The organism is Paenibacillus silviterrae, from assembly GCF_030167925.1.
In the GTDB taxonomy this organism is placed as follows: Bacteria; Bacillota; Bacilli; order Paenibacillales; family NBRC-103111; genus Paenibacillus_G; species Paenibacillus_G silviterrae.
The window spans coordinates 3908426-3926211 of record NZ_JASKUT010000001.1 but is presented as its reverse complement, the minus strand read 5'-3'; the positions used below and the strand labels follow the sequence as shown (position 1 = coordinate 3926211).

Genomic DNA, 17786 nt, shown 5'->3' with positions numbered 1-17786 from the left:
CAGTAGATGTCAGTGAAGTTGTTTTATAATGATGACAATCATTGATTACCGATGGATAGTTGGTATCACTTGATGAATCGTACAATAGGGAGAACTTGCAAATGAAGAATACGGTATATCTTTATGTGTTTGACACAATGGCAGACTGGGAAATAGGTTACTTAACTGCCGAACTGAACTCGGGAAGATATTATAAAAAGGGGTTGGCCCCATCCCAAATAGTCACCGTTGGAATGGAAAAGACTCCTGTAACTACAATGGGCGGATTGAAAATACTGCCTGACATTAAACTGGATGAGTGCAGCATTGAAAGCACAGATGCATTGATTTTACCCGGTGGAGATACATGGACAGAAGCCATTCACCAACCCATCTTAAAAATCGCTCATAGGTGTTTAAAGGAAGGTATATTGGTTGCAGCGATTTGTGGTGCAACAATGGGACTTGCCCAGGCAGGATTGCTGAATTCTCGCCCGCATACAAGCAATGATCTGGAATACCTTAAAATGATCTGTCCCACTTACACAGGTAAAGAGTATTACCAAATGGAGTCTGTTGTAACTGATGGAAAATTGATCACTGCATCTGGAATAGCTCCGTTGGAATTTTCTATACACGTCTTGAAAGCTCTGGGCGTATTATCTTCACAAACATTAGATGCTTGGTATAGTCTTAATAAGTCTCAAGAACCCAAAAATTTCTATGAGTTGATGAATTCAATCCAGTAAAGGTATAAGCATAGCCTTGAGGATTTGTCAGAAGTAGAAAGTAGAATTATGGAGCCTTTTTCACCTGAGTGTAATATCTATTTTTCACATAATTACGCAAAGCTCAAATCAGTTTCATTTTCCCCGAGAAAAAGAGGGTGCTTCCGATAGCGAAATGGGATAACATGCTTTCGATGCTTTGGATACTTAGAACCGGAAGGAAGCTCACCGCCACGCAGATCGCGGACAGTTTGGAGATCAGCGTTCGCACCGTGTACCGATATATCGATGCATTATGCGCCAGTGGTGTGCCAGTCGTCGCGGAATCGGGCCATGACGGTGGCATTCGTATTCTGGAAAGCTTCAAGGAGACGCCATTGTTCTTCAACTCCGTAGAGGTGAAGGCGCTTTTGGATGCGTTTAAATTTGCGCAAGGCGCTGGTTATCCATATACAGAGGAGCTGGAAAGCGCGCTTAAGAAGGTAGAGAATGGGCTACACGAGGAGCAGCGCCACGATCTGTCCTGTCGTACGAATGGCTTGGATGTGATTTCTCCGTCGCGTCTACCTTCCGTCGTTCCGCTGTTACGTGACCTGGAGCAGGCGGCGAAGGACGGGTTAACGGTTCGCATCACCTATCGCAAAGCGAATGCGGAGCAGGATGACGAACGAGAAGTTGATCCGTACGGGCTGGCTTACGACCGAAACGAATGGTACGTTGTCGCGTTCTGCCATCGGTCGCAGGCGGTTCGGACATTCCGCGTGGACCGCGTCGCGCGGCTGGAGCCGACTGAAGCATGGTTCGAAAAGCCGGAGCGTTTCTCCGCGTCCGTCTATTTCAGTGACCAGTCCAAACGGGAACGGGAGGCAGACGGACCACTGACGGTCATCCGCATCGAGGGAGAGCCCGACACGCTGAACGCGGTTTCTCGCCACTGGCATATGCGCCACTATTTGACGGAACGGACCGATCGGGAGGTGCGGTTTCTGCTCGACGTCCCGACGATGAACAAGTACCTTCCGATGTATCTAATGACGTTTGGCACAGCCATTCGCATTCGGGAGCCGCTGGAGCTGAAGCGTCAGATCCAGGAATTGGCCTATGGAATCGCCAAACATTACGACGAAGATTCCGATTGAACTTCACTGACTAAGTTCTGAATACTCTTTCAACCTCGAGAACTGAAATCGGCCATATATGCCGAGGGGGAACTTATCAAGAATAGTTCTCCATCATTCGATTTAGATAATTTCGAAAGTCTTCAACATAGCTTGTGGGCTCTATAACTTTCAGATGAGTGCCGAAGCTGGCCAGAAATTGAAATCCCGTAGGGTTCTGAGGGACATGGATGGTCGCTAATAATAAACCAGAACGATGGTCCTCCATACTCTTCCGACCAAACCTTTCAATGAATTGATCTTTTATACTAGGCGAAATCAAAGCCTTAATCGTGACGAGTTGCGGCGTATAGCTTGCTCGATGTCCTTGTTCTGGCCAATCGTCTCTAGGGTGATACGTACGTTCATTCCCAGCAATGTGATCGATCCGAGACAATTTGAACGTACGATATTCCTGCCGATGTAAACAGAATCCTCTCAAGTACCAACTCGACTCGCTAAAATGCAGCTCATAGGGCTCGATCATTCGATTCGTCACAACGCCATCTTTATCTGTATAAGCAAACGAAATCAGCTGCTTCTTTACGATGGATTCTTGGCACGTCTTTAAGGTTTCAAGAATCTCGGACCGACCTTCCCAATCGTAAAACGACAGTTGCATGAAACGATTCAGAGACAATGGACTAACCATTGCCTCTATTTTTTTTATTGTTCGTTCCACTTCTTCCGTAAGGAGGATTTGTTCCAGTCCGCCGAGCGCAGTCAATATATTCTCCAAATCGGAGTTGCTTAACAGGCGTTTATCAACCTTATATTCATTCATGATGCCGTAGCCGCCATTCACCCCATGGACAGCGTAAATTGGAATGTTCGATAAGCTCAAGGTTTCCATATCGCGAAGGATCGTTCTTTTGGATACATGGAATAATTCACTGAATTCCTTTGTAGAAACAACCTCTTTTTTCAGCAAAATCATGATGATCGAAATGAGTCTCTCCACTTTGTCCATAAAGGTCCTCTTTTTTTACACGATTTCAGAATGGTGACAACAAGATGTCACCTACTGTCCATTATACTACATGTATCACAAGAAGGAGGTTTTGTTTGATGTCTGCTATCGCGTATTTGAATTTTGATGGGGTTGCCGAACAAGCGATTGAGTTTTACTCGGAGGCTTTAAGCGCAATTGAAGTAAAGAAAGTAAAGTTTGGGGACATCCCGCAAGACCCGAGCTACCCACTGCCCGAAAATGAGTTGAATATGATTATGGAGTCTTCGATCGAATTCGCGGGCGGGAAGATCATGATGTCTGATATTTTGCCTTCCATGAAGTCGGTAACGGGTGAGTTGGTGAAAGGGAATCACATTCTGATTAGTCTGGTTATCGATGACAAGGCTAAATTGGAGGAATACTTTCTTAAGCTGTCCCATGGCGGGCAAGTCATTATGCCGTTATCGAATATGCCGTGGTCTTCGTGCTTTGGAATGCTAGTCGACAAGTTTGGGGTGAGCTGGAAATTTAACAGTGACGCAGATCGGTTTCTGGACAACATAATCTCCAACAAAAAATAATTCATGCTGAAAAATGAATAGATGGCCCTAAAACTCGCCGTTGCAGACAAACGCGGTGACCGTATCACAAGTAGGGCATCCATCATAAATAAAACGAATACAGCAATCCCGCATCCAATTGAATGCGGGATTGCTGCGTTCTATACAAGGCTATCCTCCATAAAGGCGCTCCTACTTACGATTCAACAATCTTGTTAGGATGACGACGGCTTCGGCTCGCGTTGCTATACCGTTTGGCTCGAACCGGTTATTTTCCAGCCCGTTGACGAGGCCGCGTTTAGCCGCTTCTGCGATATAAGGCAGCGACCATGGGGGTATGCTGGAATTGTCGACGAATAAGGTGGATTGATCCGTTTCAACGGGCATGCCAAGCGTTCTGATAATCAACGTGGTCATTTCCGCACGAGTCAACGGCCGGGCCGGACGGAAGCTTCCATCCTCATAGCCATTAATAATGCCCTGCTGAACTGCCATAGAAATTGCCGCCCGTGCCCACAGTCCGATGTCGTCGATGTCGGTATAGTCAGGCATATTCCGTGGTTCTGGTTCCTTCCAACCGAGAGATCTAGCCAACAGCTGCACGAACTCGGCTCTTGTCACTTCACGTTCCGGACGAAACGAGCCATCCGGATAGCCGGTAACCCATCCTTCCGCCACGGCTTTGCGTATTTCTGCTTCCGCCCAATTTCCAGCGATATCGTTCAAGCCTGAAGGCTGTACCGGCGGCTGCTCGGCAGTTGAGCGGTGAATAGTTATGGTATAGGTTTGCGACAATCCGCTTGGATGTGTCACGTGCAGAACAATGGTATTGTTTCCAGGAAGCAATTCAAGTGTTACCCCGTCTTGCAGCTTGTTGCCTTGCAGGCTAACATGGGCATCCATGTAGAGTGTTTTTGCGGTAAGATGTACTTTCTTAGCGGTCGTTTCTGCCGTATATGAGCGTATATCTTTTTTGAATGCCGGGCTCAAGGCGATCGTCTTCTCATCGGCCAGCAAGCTAAGCGAGCTTAAGTCTGCCGCATCAACCTCCGCAGGCTCGGATGATTCGTTGATAGTCTTCCGAAAAATGTCTAGACGGTAAGACCTCTGCGTGATACCATCCTGAGCGGTAACGGTAACCGTAACGGTGTTTGAACCTGCGTTGAGCGCTATTGGACCAGAGGCACTTCCGGTTGCCGCAGGGATACCATTGATTGTGAGTGTCGCATGGCTCTCGGCGGCGATCGGCGTTACGCTGATGGAAGAGACATAGTCCTCTACAGTAACCGTATAGACAAACGTTTCGGAAGTGAACGGTTCATTCAGCTTTCCGTTGCTAATCGTTAGTGCGCCAAGTGTGGCAGCCGATGAAGGTGCTCTTGTGACGACGATGCTGTACGGGGTAGTCGTGGAGCCGTCCTGGGAGGTAACGACAACCTTAATCGTATTCGAGCCGACAGCAAGAGGGATCGGACCGTACACCGCCCCGCTGACCGATGAAGTGCCGTTAACCGTCAAAGTCGCCGTACTGTCCGAAACGGTTGGTGTTACGCCGATCTCAGCGACGCTATTCGCTACGTTTGCCGTGTAGGATAGCGTACCGGAAGTGAACGTCTCGTTGAGTGCACCCGGACTGACTGTGAGCGAGTCAAGTGTGGCAACCGACGAAGGAGCTCTCGTGACGACGATGCTGTACGCGGTAGTCGTTGAGCCATCTTGAGCGGTAACACCAATCGTAATCGTATTCGCACCAACAGCAAGAGGAATAGGACCGTACACACTGCCGCTGACCGATGAAGCGCCGTTAACCGTCAAAGTCGCCGTACTGTCCGAAACGCTTGGCGTTACGCTGATCCAATCGACGCTGTTCGCGACATTAGAAGTATAGGACAGCGTACCGGAAGCGAACGTTTCGTTGAGTACTCCCGGACTGACTGTGAGTGAGCTAAGTGTAGCAACCGATGAAGGCGCCCGGGTGACGACGATGGAGTACGATTTAGTCGTTGAGCCATCTTGAGCGGTAACTCCAATCGTAATCGTATTCGCACCAACAGCAAGAGGAATAGGACCGTACACGCTGCCGCTGACTGATGAAGCGCCGTTAACCGTCAAAGTCGCCGTACTGTCCGAAACGCTTGGCGTTACGCTGATCCAATCGACGCTGTTCGCGACATTAGAAGTATAGGACAGCGTACCGGGAGCGAACGTTTCGTTGAGTACTCCCGGACTGACCGTGAGTGAGCTAAGTGTAGCAACCGATGAAGGTGCCCGCGTGACGATGATGGAGTACGATTTAGTCGTTGAGCCATCTTGAGCGGTAACACCAATCGTAATCGTATTCGCACCAACAGCAAGAGGAATAGGACCGTACACACTGCCGCTGACCGATGAAGCGCCGTTAACCGTCAAAGTCGCCGTACTGTCCGAAACGCTTGGCGTTACGCTGATCCAATCGACGCTGTTCGCGACATTAGAAGTATAGGACAGCGTACCGGAAGCGAACGTTTCGTTGAGTACTCCCGGGCTGACCGTGAGCGAGCCAAGTGTAGCGACCGATGAAGGTGCCCGTGTGACGATGATGGTGTATTCGTTTGATGTGGTACCGTCCTCGGCAGTGACGCTGACGGTAATCGTGTTCGGTCCGACGGCCAGCGAAGAAACGGTGGATGCGCTGCCGCTCGTTGCCGTCGCGTTGTTCACTTTCAACGTTGCACTACTGTTATTGACCGTCGGCGTGACGTCAATCGATGTAACGCTATTCGCGACGTTAGCCGTATATGCAAGTGTACTTCCAGCGAACGTCTGATTGAGTGCCCCGGGGCTAACCGTAAGCCCGCTTAATGTGGCATCGGTATTCGGTGCTCGGTTTACCTTAATTGTGTAGGTCCGTGATGCACCGTTGAAGGCCGTAACGACAACTGGAATTGTATTCTCGCCCTTACTTAGTGTGATGGGAGACGAGGCACTGCCGCTCGGTACGCTCATACCTTTGACGGTAACACTGGCCGTGCTGTCGCTCACCACCGGCGTGACCGTAGTGGAGGTGACGGTGCTCGCCGCGCTGGCCGTGTAATCCTGCGTATTGGGCAAAAATGGAGAAGGGCTAAGCGCAATTCCGCTCGCCGTCAGCCCGGACAATCGATTGTCGGGCGACCCGAGTGAAAGCTTCCATACCGTATCATATACATTATCGTATGGAGCCATTTGGGCATAAGTGGCTAAATACATCGCACCCATATGATCGAACCCGATATGGGCGGAGGCAATGGCGTTCGAATTGCCTGTAAAGTACACCGAGCTCTCGTTCAAGCTTGAATCGAACCGGGTCACAAGACTTCCATTATTGCCGTACATCGCCACATATAAATTGCCGTCGGAATGCAAGCGGAATCCACGGGGAAAGTAGGCCGTTTTGATTAACGTGCCCCCACCCGTCTTCAATTTCATAATTTTTCCCGTGCTCGAGCTGTTGCCGATATAGACTCCTGAGCTGTCCGCGGCTATACCGACAGGCTTATCGAGTGTCGCATCTACGGCCGGATCCGGGTCCAGATCGCCCGACCATACCACAGGGCTGCTTGTTGAATGGAATGTGGACGCATCGAATTTCAGCACGCGGTTGGAATTCGTGTCCGCGACATACAGATCATTGCCGTATATGGCGATTCCCTGAGGGTAATTAAGCACGCCTACCGAAGGGGTGGTGCTATTGCCGTCCCACTTGATCATATTGGTAAACGTGTAGGCTCCGCTCGAGAAGGTGACGTCAAATCTGTAAAGGTACCATTTATCCGTTACATATATATGCCCTAAGCCATCGAATGTAACGGCTAGGAGATTCGTGAAGCCGTCTGTGGCAGTTAACGTCATCGGTGTAGCATTCCCGTCCAAGTCGAATATTTTCACAGTAGCATTGGCTACATCCGTTACGAATATGTGATGGTTGACCGGATCGACGTCTATTCCGAACGGATCAAAGCCGAGAGCCGTCGGGTTTCCTGGCCCAGCGCCCATCCTCCAGTTTGATGATGCTGCTAATACTGACTGACTGTACATGGATAATGCCGTTAACACTACTGCTGTAAATAATGAGGCAGCAAAAAAAGCCCGTACCATTTGCCGCATGCCGTCCATGAATATCACTCCTCTAACTATACTTACTAGGAATTTCATTCGTAAAAGCTCGGACGGTGCGGAAAATGTCGGACTGACTCCCGAAAACGTTTACTATGCTCTAAAATAAATATATTCTGTATAGTATATATTATGGGATGCCCGAAGAATTCGTCAAGAAAAGAGTTCTAAGATAGGTAGACGGACAAGCAAAGGACGGTGCTTCATGACATCAACTTGACCAAGCCTTGGATATGCGCTTGCGGATCGGTCCCTCCAAATAAAATCGAAAACACGGCGTACCCTTCGTTAAATGCAATCACTTGCATGGCGATCAGACGAGGATCCTTATCCGGAGCGATCCATCTCTTCTCTTGCAAGGTAATCACTAAGGCCTCGATTCCTGCAATCCATTCGCGATACTTCTCCTTGAGCATGCTGTGAATCTCCGGATCGTGTTTGGTTTGCTGGTAGAAATCAATAAGCACAACGATCCACTTATCGAACCCCTTTACCATTTGCCCAAGGCGTAGTAGGGTTATTGAAAGAACTTCCTCGAGTGTTGTATCCGCAGGACTAAATTGTTTGGGAATGTCGGTCCATCCGTTAGTTAATTGTATTTGGTAATCAAGCACATGCATGAATAACTGCTCTTTGCTTGTAAAATGGCCGTAAAAGGCACCCTTCGTATGCCCTGTTCGCGCGACGATGTCACTGAGCGTTGTAGCCGCATATCCCTTTTCAGAAAAACACGTCATACCCGCTTCAACGAGCAACTTATAGGTAGCTTCTCTTTTTAGCTGAAATTTATTTTTAATCAACTTGATCACCTCTCTCGTATTAGGACTCCATTATTGACCAAAGCTTATTATAGCAGTGAATCACGCTTCAGTTAAGGGAGAGATACTAATTGGGAAATACGGATAAGTTTGAAATGATAGCTGCTGTGTATGACACTCCTGAAAGAATCCAAATGGCAAAGGAATCATCAGATGCCATTCGTACATATTTAGTTGATGCGAAAAGTAAGAGTGCCATTGATTTTGGTTGTGGAACGGGTCTTGTCGGAATGAACTTGGTAAACGATTTTCATTCTATGCTTTTTCTGGATACGTCACAAAACATGATTAACCAAATAAAGCAAAAAATTTCTGCTTTGAATATTCAGAATGCAGAGACATTATGCTTTGATTTTGAACAGGAAAGTCTACCGAATTTTCATGCCGACTATATTTTTATGGCTCAGGTTCTGCTTCATATTCGAGATGTTGAATTGGTTTTATCAAGGTTATTTGATGTTCTGAATGAGGGAGGACATGTACTGATCGTAGATTTTAATAAAAATGAAAACATAACTTCAGATCTCGTTCATAACGGATTTGATCAAGCAGAGCTGGCAGGCATGATGTCGAAAATAGGGTATAGGAGTATTCAATCCAAAACTTTTTATACTGGAGGTAAAATATTCATGGGACATGATGCATCGATGTTTATTCTTGATTCTCAAAAGTAAAACCGAGGGGATTATACAAGAAAAGCAAGCTTTTACATAAATTTTGTACTCCTTGCAGGCAAAATAGGCAATAATGGATTAGTAAACCATATCGAGAACAGGAGTGAACGAAGTTGACTTTACGAATGAACCCTTACTTAGTGATGGATGGAAATGCGAAGGAAGCCATTGCGTTCTATGAGAAAGCACTTGATGCTAAGGTTATTGGTATCCAGACCTTTGGAGATATGCCGGCCAACCCTGAATTCCCGCTGCCTGAAGAAGCAAAAGGCCGGGTGTCTCACGCCATGCTGAAGGTGGGCGATACGGATCTGATGTTTTCCGATACCTTCCCGGGCCAACCGGTGGAGAAGGGGAACCATGTCACGATTTGTATCACTTCCAATGACCCGGAGAAGTCGAGGCAGATCTACAACGCCCTGCAGGAGGGTGGACAAGCCGTCATGCCGATCCAAGAAACGTTCTGGAGTCCGGCCTATGGTATCGTCAAGGACAAGTATGACGTGACATTCCACGTTACAACAGAGACAGCGAAGTAAAGCTCCAACCACCAAAGGCCCGGGCGCCAACAAAAAGCGCCGCGGGCTTTTGTATTCCGGGATAAGCAGGAACAATCGTCAAATTTCTCCCTCTATAGAAAGTCGAAATTTGCCCCACACAGGTCAGAAGGTTTAGACAGCTATTGAGCCTATTAGTGGATTCCCATACAACACCAGGTATGGCAAGGTAATACTGGGACGTATTCTACTGAAATAGGGAGGAAAATTGTATGAACTTTCATATTTTCGTAGGCAATGATAACGGGAATAGTGAGCATGATCTGATCATAGACGGTAAGCTGGTGCAGCAGCCCAATGTAAATTGTACGGTGGACGAGCTGCCGTGGAGCGAGGAGCAGGCGCCTGAGAGCTTTATCAAAAATTTGCAGGATCAGCTGGTGGTCACAATCGATTCTCCAGCCGCGCGCCCGGGCATGTATTATGTCGGCAAGTTTGCTCTGGAAAGCGGAGAGATCCTCGATAATTTACAAATCGGCATTGATATGAAATGCGATATGGATCTGCCTGTGGTCAATACGCTGGCACAGATCGCAGCCGTTGCGGTTCAGAAGGCTTACGAGGAGGAGAAGAAGCTTCCCGATCATATCGACCTCGAAGTGGACATGGCTACCGCGCTGCCGGTTACGCAGCATACCGATGAAACGTCGGCCAAGTTCGAGAAGCGGTTTACGTCCGGCTCCCATCACGTCACGGTACATTTGGGTACGCACCGGGTGGCGGTCAAGATTGCATTCCCTTTTGCCAAGGTCGTTCCGGAAGCCACTCCCGTGATCTTCGCCCTGCAGAAGGATGCCGAGGGAAATTGGAGAGAAGGGGATATCTTTCAAGAGTTTGTCGAAAAATATGAAATCGACAAAAAGTTTAACGGTCTTTATTTTAAAGACAAGCGCATTCTCCATATCGATATCGGTGACGGGTCTACGGAATATCCGATCACGGAGGGGAATAAGTTTCTGCGCCAGTTCGTGCATGGAAGCCATCATGGAGCAGGCTATGCGATTGAAGAGGCTCTTGATGAATTCAACAGGCTCATTCACCTTCCTAACAGTCCCCGACAGTTCTTCAGCGATGTCCTTAAAAATCCCAAGCACAAGTATCATGCCCGTGCCATTCGAACGTTGAAAACTCCTCTGGAAAGCCAGGTCAAGCAAATCGTGCAAAATGTGAAGCGGCAGCTGACCAAAGCGCGGAATGAAATCGACCTGATCTGTGTCTATGGGGGAGGAAGCATTCTGATGCGGTCCCTTCTGTATCCAAGGCTCGATGAGCTGTGTGTGGAGCGGGAAATGCAGCTTCTCTACATTCCGGATGACTATGCGGTGCAGATGAACGCGCTGGGGCTGGATGCCTTCGTCCGCGGCAAAATTTATGAGGCGCTAAAAAATAAAGCGGCGCAGCCCGCTTAAGAGCACCCGACCCGATAATAGATCATAGGTCGACCGGAAGGTGGAACGCGTGAAAAAAACGAAACAGCCCGGTGATAATATTAGTCTGAAGACGAAGAAGACGGAGGATCCCTCGGTGATGCAGTGGATCAATGCGCAAACGAACTTGATGGATTCGCTCCGGTACCTTATCGAGAATGAAATTTACCAGAACGGCGTACGCAATTTGCAAGCCTTTATCCCGACGGAACGAAATGTGCTGGGGACAGCTTCATTGCCTAAGGGATCCTTCACTCATGAAGGAATGCGGGAAATGCGCGAGGGGAGAGGAGAGGTTGCGGCTGCTGGCCACAGTGCACCGCAGGCGGAGCCGGAAAGGCCTGTCCGGATAACGCAGCCCCAGCCGCAAGCAGCTGCACCACCCGACCCAGCGGGCCGCGCAATCGTACAGCCGGATGAGGCTGACGATGACATTGCCGATGAGGATATTGAAGCATGGGTGTAGCCTAAACAGACTGGAATACCAAGTAATACTTAGTCGTACCTGGTATTACTTTGGATTACTGGGCGTCATTAGCTGTCCGGCGTCATTCTTTATCATACTAAGTAACACCGAGTAATACTTGTCGACTTCTTCCCAGAGAGGCGTCTGTAAGAGACGCCTCTTTTTTGCTTGTGAGCTTACAGAAAATCGGTCCCTTTATCGCTCTCAGCATATACGGCAATGAGAATGACGGCTGTTTCCTCACCGATATTTTTCACAAGGTGGGGGGTGCAGGCGTTCCAGCTAAAGGAATCTCCCTCTTCGAATTCAGCGTGATCTTCACCCTGCTCCGCATAGATTTTCCCTTTCATAACAAAATGGATCTCTTCCCCTTCATGGGCATGGGGGGCTTGCCCTGTGGAGCCGCCGGGAGGCAGCTCGACCAGCACCATCCTTACATTTTTCGTAGAGCTAAGATGCTCCACCTTGAGGCGCTCGGTTCCGCTCTTCGTTATCCTTCGTTCGTCCTTCCGGACAATCGCCATCCGTTCCTCCTGCTGCAGCAGCAAGTAAGCCAAAGGAACCTTTAAGGCTTTGGCGATGCTTTCCAACGTAGCGATGGAAGGAGAGGTTTTATTGGTTTCAACCTGGCTCATGAAGCCTTGGGAGAGCCCGGTTTCTTCACAAATTTGGGCAATGGTAATGTTTTTGCGCTTGCGGATGGTCCTAATAGTAGAGCCGATGTTCATCCGTATTCACCCCGGAAAAATATTTGTAATACGAAATATAATTTAATAATAGCAATATTTTTGTTGACATGCTACAGCCCTGTCCTGTATATTAGTCATATGCAATAAACATTTGTATTGCTTATAATTTATAAGGGGAGATAAAAGATGACGAAAGTTACGGTAGTATCGACTATAACGCGTGTGGTGCTGGGAATCCTATTTCTAGCCCATGGCATCAGTAAATTACAGATGGGATTAGGGAATGTAGAGGCTTGGTTCAGCTCCATAGGAGTCCCCGGCGTATTGGCTTACGCTGTAGCGGCTCTTGAGCTGGTCGGAGGAATCCTGCTGATTGCCGGGCTCTTTACCCGGTATGTATCGGCCTTGCTGGCGCTCATGCTCATCGGTGCCATCTTCACGGCAAAGCTCTCCGTCGGATTGCTGGGTAACGGGCAAGCTGCGGGCTATGAGCTGGATATAGCGTTTATTTTGCTTGCACTGTACCTGATGACAACCGAGCCTTCACCACTGTCTCTCGACCACGCCTTTTTCAAAAAACAAAGAGCGTAATCGCCGAAGGGAGAGCATGTCTCTATGAATCCCGTTTATTCTTATGACATTCATCTGCCGGCCCGGATGGACCCGAACAAAACTTATCCGACGATCTTCACGCTTCATGGAAAAGGGTCGAATGAGAAGAATATGTATGGTCTGGCAGCACCGCTATCAGATGAGTTTATTATTGTCGGCATTCGCGGGAATCTTACACTGGGCGCAGGATTTCAATATTATGAGCTGAAAAGCTTAGGCAATCCCATCCGGGAGTTGTTTGACCAAGCAGTCCGCCAGCTGGAACACTTCATTCATTACGCTACGGAGAAATATCCGATCGATCCGGCTAAGCGATATTTGCTCGGCTTCAGTCAAGGGGCGATCTTGTCGATGTCGCTGGCGTTAACGATGGGGGATCAGCTGAAGGGCATTGTAGCATTAAACGGGTATGTACCCGATTTTGTAAAAACGGAGTATACTTTGAAGAGTACGCAAGAGGTATCGGTATTTATTTCCCACGGGGAGTACGATTCCGTGTTTCCGGTTCCGATCGGGCACGAAACCGCGGCCTACTGGGAGAAGCGGACACCGCGATTCACTTTCAAGCTCTACCCGACCGATCACGGGGTGTCTGAGGAAAATCAAAGAGACGTCACGGAATGGCTTATAAAGGATGCCGGAGTGCATCTTCATACAAAGGAGTGAGCGATCAATGATGCCATCCTACTTTTTCGCCCATGGAGCGCCTTCGATTGTTTTGGAGCGAAATGCTTACACGGATTTTATCAAAAAGTTCGCCGCGGGCAAACCGAGGCCGAAAGCGATCGTGCTGTTCTCGGCCCATTGGGAGCAAACGTCGCAGACGGTGAGCGCGGTGGATACGTACAGTACGATATACGATTTCTCGGGCTTTCAGGAGGAATTGTACCGGATCACTTATCCGGCCAAAGGAGAGCGTTCGCTGAGCGAACAAATTCAATCGTTGTTCGCACAGCACGGCATCCCGAGTGTGCTGGATGAAGAGAGAGGCCTTGACCATGGCGCTTGGGCTGTCCTTCAATTGCTGTATCCCGATGCGGATATTCCCGTTGTGGCGCTGTCCGTCAACCGTTACTTAAGCAATGAGCAGCAGTATCAAATAGGCAAAGCTCTGTCTGAGCTGCGTGAGCAGGACATTCTCATTATCGGCAGCGGCGGGACGGTTCATAATTTGCGGAGACTGCGCTGGCAGGGCGATGGGGCGGACGAATGGGCCGAAGCCTTCGACAACTGGCTGCAGAGCAAGCTTGAGGCTTGGGATACCGCTGCGCTATTCAACTACAGGGAAGAAGCGCCTTATGCGGAAGCGGCCGTGCCGACGAATGAGCACTTCATTCCTTTGCTGCTTGCCATGGGAGCAGGGGACAAGAACCGGCAGGCGAAGCTGCTGCATAGAAGCTATCAATTGGGCAGCCTAAGCTTGAGCTGCTGGGAATTCCAATAAGAATGTCTTTATTAAAGGGATCCTCTATTAAATCCACCCTGGAACGGACCGCCATTTTCTTATTGGCGGTCGTGTTCATTATCCGGCAGCTTACGCACTGGGAGCCGCTTTCCCTGGTGCTGGGCGGTCTGGTGTTTGTAACAATCCCCCTGCTGCTTCCCCGGTTGAAGGGGATGACCTTATGGCTTACGGTCTCGTTCCTGGTCCTAGGGATGGTGCTCCTATTCCTTCGGAAGACAGAGCCGAGCTTCTGGTTCCAAGCGGCGGGGATGAATGTCACGATTGTCACCCTGTTTATTTTTGCGCCGCTCTTCGGCATCCCGGTACGGCTCCCGGAATATATTGAAGCCTTGAACCGGTTCTATGAGAAGAGCGTGAAGAACAAGTCCGTGTTGTTCTCCGGAACACAGGTGTTGACCCAAATTATGGGGGCATTCCTGAACGTCGGCTCCATTCCCGTTGTGTATCATATCGTCTTTGCCAAGCCGCGGCCGGGCATGAACCTGCTGCTGGCGAATGCGTTGAACCGGGGGTTTGCCGGGGCGATCTTATGGTCGCCTTATTTTGCAGCGATGGCCGTTGTGATTTCTTCGCTTTCGCTTCGCTGGTCATCCCTGCTTCCTTATATGCTCGGCTTGGCGGTCCTAAGCCTTCTTGTCAGTCTTGCCGTAGAGTATAAGGAGCTTCTCAAGAAGGAGGATCCTCTCTCCCTGTTCGGGGAGAAGGAACCGGAGGAGGCTAACGCCGATAAGGAGTCAACGGTGTTTCCCATTGGGCTTGGCATCTACTTGGTCTCTACCATCGCCGTAGTTCTCGTGCTGGAGCAGCTGCTTGAGCTGCCTATGGTGCTGATCACCTGTCTGGCAGCCGTGCTCTTTCCGCTGGGCTGGTGTCTGGCCAAAGGGGCTTTTGCAACCTACCGTCAAGGACTGGCGAATCATCTTACGGTGACGCTGCCCGCTTTGCAGAAGGAGATGACGCTGTTTCTTGCCGCCGGATTCTTCAGCGGTTCGATCGGTGCGACCGGGTTCGGAGATTACATCCCTGCCATTTTGTCTTTTATTCCTTTGCCGGTTTCGGTATCCTTCTCGATCCTGACGGTGGTTCTCATCATGGCTACATCGATGATAGGGCTTCATCCGATCGTGCTGATTACCATTTTCGCCACTGGGATCGATCCCGCATCCGTTCAGATCAGTCCGCAGGAGCTGGCTGTCCTTTTGCTGGGGAGCTGGGGCTTATCGAATACCATCTCTCCGGCTTCAGCCGTCAATAATTTGCTGGCGGGTTTGTTTCAGAAGCAGGTGCATGAGCTGGCCGTGCCGAACTACAAATATGCTGCAGCGATGGCGGTCGTACTGCTGCTCTACCTGATGATCGTCCCGATCTAGCATGCAAAAACGTCCATCCCTACTGAGACTGAGGGACGGACGTTTTTTTTGTCTGGATTAGGCCTTTATTGGAATGGGCGACTTGGCAAGCTTATGGGCAAGTGAACCATATGCTCCATAAACGAAGCGGGGTTGAGGGGCTGCTTCCACGAGGATTGAAACCAGCTGCTGAGTCCGTCAATGCTGCCGCTATAGAACAGAGAGGCCGCACCCATGGCGATCAGAATCGATACCAGATAGGGAAGGTAAATCCGGAAAAGCCTCTTTAGCAGAAACGGGAGGTAGTCAACGCTTTGGTGTCTGTGCAGGGGCAGGGAGAGCACGAACCCGCTGAGTACAAAAAACAACAGCACGGCGGCATGGCCGCTAATCAACAGCTTCACGGGAGACTTAAAGTGGAATAGGAGCTGGAAGAAAGGCGTTAGTGCCAACGGGACCAGAAAGAGATGATGAATGACGACGGTGAGGGCGGCCAAGCCTCGAAGAGAATCCAATTGCTCATACCGGGCGGAGCTTATTCTGTTCAAAACGATCGTACCTCCTGAGAAAAGGAAAATTCCATGGATATAATGATACTTATTGTATCATATAATAGGGTGTTTTTCGATACAAAACGTAATTGATTCTGTTAACGACAAGCCATTGGGATGAAATGACCAAGGAAGTAGTTACAGGTAAGGGGTTTGAAAAAAAATCAGGGCTTTAGTCCCGATTCAATGACTAGAAATTATTTTATAATTGATGAAAAACTAACGACAGATTACGACATTTCCTCAGAACAAACGGGAGTAATGTCGAAAGCCGGCGCCAGGGATCAGGCTTCCCCGGAGTGAAGTTAAAGGAATAGAAGGTTGGGGTTGGCATGAAGACGTTAAGCACACAGGTGATCGAGCTGCTTGCGCTTGGAGAAGCTCCGGGCGGCGGCTATTACATCACGATCGGCGTAACACAGCAGGATGAGCAGGCCTCGTATACGATGGACATTGATGAATTCACGTATGTCCGTTTGGCCGGACTCCCGCCGCTGAATGGAGCGAGGGTTCGAATTTCTCCGTATCCCAAATGGAACCCGTATCGCACGACCTATTATTGCGCTCTTACCTGGATGACGAATGATACACGGGTGAAGCTGGATTTCGAATGCAGCGAACGGTTTATTGCCCAGCTCGAGCGCCTTAGGCATATGTCGCCTCCATACCTTCCCGACGAAGGAATGAGGACTGAGCAAGAGGACCGGGAGGAAGAGCATACCGAAGCGCGGCATGCAAGACGCGTTCCAGCCCGCAAAGCAAGAGCAGCCCTTCGGCTGTTGATCATCAGCGCGCTGCTGGTGATCGTATGCTTCCGCTTGGAAGCCGGCTGGCTGACGGAAGGCGCGATGGCCCTTAGCGGCCACTTCGGCCACAAGGCGGTGGAACCTGTCCGGGATCCTGCCGAGGAGGCGTCTCCGCAGACGGTTGCCATGCCAGCCTTGAGCGGGAACCCAAGCGATGCTCTTGTAAGTCAAGCGGTGCACGCCGTCGCCGCACCGGACCAGCGGCAGCAGCGGGAGGAGCCCGCACCGCCTTCACCGCCTGCTGCAGCTCCTAAGGAGTATGAGGTCATTACAATTGATGAGGGGCACGGTCTTTACGGGCTGCCTAAGGGGTATGTGGCCTTATCGTTCGATGACGGGCCCTCGCAATATACGAAGCGAATTATCGATATTTTGAAAGAGAACAACGTGGCGGCAACCTTTCTGTTCGTCGGCAAGAATGTCGTACGCAATCCCGATGCCGTTACCTACGCGAACGAGCAGGGCATGTCGATCGGCAATCATTCTTGGGATCATAGTGTTCTTACGAAGGCAGCTCCTGAAGAGCGGATAACCAATATAACGAAAACGAACAAGGCGCTGGAGGCACTTACTCATACACCGGTGACCCTGTTTCGACCGCCGTACGGCGCGGTGGATCAGCAGCTTAAGACAAACGTCAAGGAGCTGCCGATGAAGCTTCTCATGTGGAATCGGGACCCCGAGGACTGGCACGCCAAGAAGCCGGAGGATATCGTTCGATATTTCCGGGAGGTGGATTCGTCCGGGGGCGTATACGTAATGCATGAGGATAAGGTGACGGTTGAAGCGCTGCCGGAGATTATTGAGGTACTCAAAGGGAATCATTTAAAATTCGTAATTTTTCATTAAACGTATGCAAAGG

General features: G+C 49.6%; 17 protein-coding genes. 12 read left to right on the top strand and 5 right to left on the bottom strand.

Going from position 1 to position 17786, the window contains the following annotated elements:
* The first annotated feature begins 101 nt into the window (after positions 1 to 101).
* Together QMO62_RS18035 and QMO62_RS18030 are read left to right on the top strand one after the other, a co-directional pair.
* Positions 102 to 728, top strand: a complete 627-nt coding sequence (locus QMO62_RS18035; protein WP_284642992.1) for a type 1 glutamine amidotransferase family protein — start codon at positions 102 to 104, stop codon at positions 726 to 728.
* 164 nt (positions 729 to 892) lie between these two features.
* On the top strand, positions 893 to 1846 hold the full coding sequence (locus tag QMO62_RS18030) for a helix-turn-helix transcriptional regulator (protein ID WP_284642991.1): 954 nt from the start codon (positions 893 to 895) through the stop codon (positions 1844 to 1846).
* Positions 1847 to 1922: 76 nt separating this feature from the next.
* Here QMO62_RS18030 and QMO62_RS18025 read toward each other — a convergent pair whose 3' ends face one another.
* Positions 1923 to 2834, bottom strand: a complete 912-nt coding sequence (locus QMO62_RS18025) for a helix-turn-helix transcriptional regulator (RefSeq protein WP_284642990.1) — start codon at positions 2832 to 2834, stop codon at positions 1923 to 1925.
* Positions 2835 to 2932: 98 nt separating this feature from the next.
* Between QMO62_RS18025 and QMO62_RS18020 the strand changes: the two genes are divergently transcribed.
* Positions 2933 to 3397 carry a VOC family protein gene (locus tag QMO62_RS18020; RefSeq protein WP_284642989.1) on the top strand — a complete coding sequence of 155 codons (465 nt, stop codon included), beginning with the start codon at positions 2933 to 2935 and terminating at the stop codon, positions 3395 to 3397.
* A gap of 171 nt (positions 3398 to 3568) precedes the next feature.
* On the opposite strand, the gene QMO62_RS18015 is transcribed toward QMO62_RS18020, so the two are convergent.
* Both QMO62_RS18015 and QMO62_RS18010 read right to left on the bottom strand, forming a co-directional pair.
* A complete protein-coding gene (locus QMO62_RS18015; protein WP_284642988.1) occupies positions 3569 to 7390 on the bottom strand; it encodes a cadherin-like beta sandwich domain-containing protein in 3822 nt (1273 codons plus the stop codon).
* Between the two features lie 323 nt (positions 7391 to 7713).
* Positions 7714 to 8310 (bottom strand): TetR/AcrR family transcriptional regulator, encoded by a 597-nt coding sequence (locus tag QMO62_RS18010; protein WP_284642987.1) that lies wholly within the window; start codon positions 8308 to 8310, stop codon positions 7714 to 7716.
* Positions 8311 to 8399: 89 nt separating this feature from the next.
* Here QMO62_RS18010 and QMO62_RS18005 point away from each other — a divergent pair, with 89 nt between their 5' ends.
* From QMO62_RS18005 to QMO62_RS17990, 4 genes are all read left to right on the top strand, one after another.
* A complete protein-coding gene (locus QMO62_RS18005; protein WP_284642986.1) occupies positions 8400 to 9002 on the top strand; it encodes a class I SAM-dependent methyltransferase in 603 nt (200 codons plus the stop codon).
* Positions 9003 to 9115: 113 nt separating this feature from the next.
* Positions 9116 to 9541: a VOC family protein gene (locus tag QMO62_RS18000; RefSeq protein ID WP_284642985.1), complete on the top strand. Its 426-nt coding sequence runs from the start codon at positions 9116 to 9118 to the stop codon at positions 9539 to 9541.
* 230 nt (positions 9542 to 9771) lie between these two features.
* A complete protein-coding gene (locus tag QMO62_RS17995; protein WP_284642984.1) occupies positions 9772 to 10968 on the top strand; it encodes a ParM/StbA family protein in 1197 nt (398 codons plus the stop codon).
* A 49-nt stretch (positions 10969 to 11017) separates the two neighbouring features.
* Entirely contained in the window at positions 11018 to 11452 is a 435-nt protein-coding gene (locus tag QMO62_RS17990; RefSeq protein ID WP_284642983.1) for a hypothetical protein, read from the top strand.
* A gap of 176 nt (positions 11453 to 11628) precedes the next feature.
* On the opposite strand, the gene QMO62_RS17985 is transcribed toward QMO62_RS17990, so the two are convergent.
* Positions 11629 to 12180 (bottom strand): helix-turn-helix domain-containing protein, encoded by a 552-nt coding sequence (locus QMO62_RS17985; RefSeq protein ID WP_284642982.1) that lies wholly within the window; start codon positions 12178 to 12180, stop codon positions 11629 to 11631.
* A gap of 147 nt (positions 12181 to 12327) precedes the next feature.
* Between QMO62_RS17985 and QMO62_RS17980 the strand changes: the two genes are divergently transcribed.
* From QMO62_RS17980 to QMO62_RS17965, 4 genes are read left to right on the top strand one after another with little or no spacing between them, the layout of a single operon-like run.
* The gene (locus QMO62_RS17980) at positions 12328 to 12732 is read left to right on the top strand and encodes a DoxX family protein (RefSeq protein WP_284642981.1); all 405 of its coding nucleotides are present in this window, start codon (positions 12328 to 12330) and stop codon (positions 12730 to 12732) included.
* Between the two features lie 24 nt (positions 12733 to 12756).
* Positions 12757 to 13419, top strand: coding sequence for an alpha/beta hydrolase (locus tag QMO62_RS17975; protein ID WP_284642980.1), 663 nt, complete (start codon positions 12757 to 12759; stop codon positions 13417 to 13419).
* A 7-nt stretch (positions 13420 to 13426) separates the two neighbouring features.
* Entirely contained in the window at positions 13427 to 14197 is a 771-nt protein-coding gene (locus tag QMO62_RS17970) for a DODA-type extradiol aromatic ring-opening family dioxygenase (RefSeq protein WP_284642979.1), read from the top strand.
* Positions 14198 to 14199: 2 nt separating this feature from the next.
* Positions 14200 to 15588: a hypothetical protein gene (locus QMO62_RS17965; protein ID WP_284642978.1), complete on the top strand. Its 1389-nt coding sequence runs from the start codon at positions 14200 to 14202 to the stop codon at positions 15586 to 15588.
* Positions 15589 to 15653: 65 nt separating this feature from the next.
* Here QMO62_RS17965 and QMO62_RS17960 read toward each other — a convergent pair whose 3' ends face one another.
* Positions 15654 to 16115 (bottom strand): acyltransferase family protein, encoded by a 462-nt coding sequence (locus QMO62_RS17960; RefSeq protein ID WP_284642977.1) that lies wholly within the window; start codon positions 16113 to 16115, stop codon positions 15654 to 15656.
* 335 nt (positions 16116 to 16450) lie between these two features.
* Between QMO62_RS17960 and QMO62_RS17955 the strand changes: the two genes are divergently transcribed.
* Positions 16451 to 17773 carry a polysaccharide deacetylase family protein gene (locus tag QMO62_RS17955; RefSeq protein ID WP_284642976.1) on the top strand — a complete coding sequence of 441 codons (1323 nt, stop codon included), beginning with the start codon at positions 16451 to 16453 and terminating at the stop codon, positions 17771 to 17773.
* The last annotated feature ends 13 nt before the right edge of the window (positions 17774 to 17786 follow it).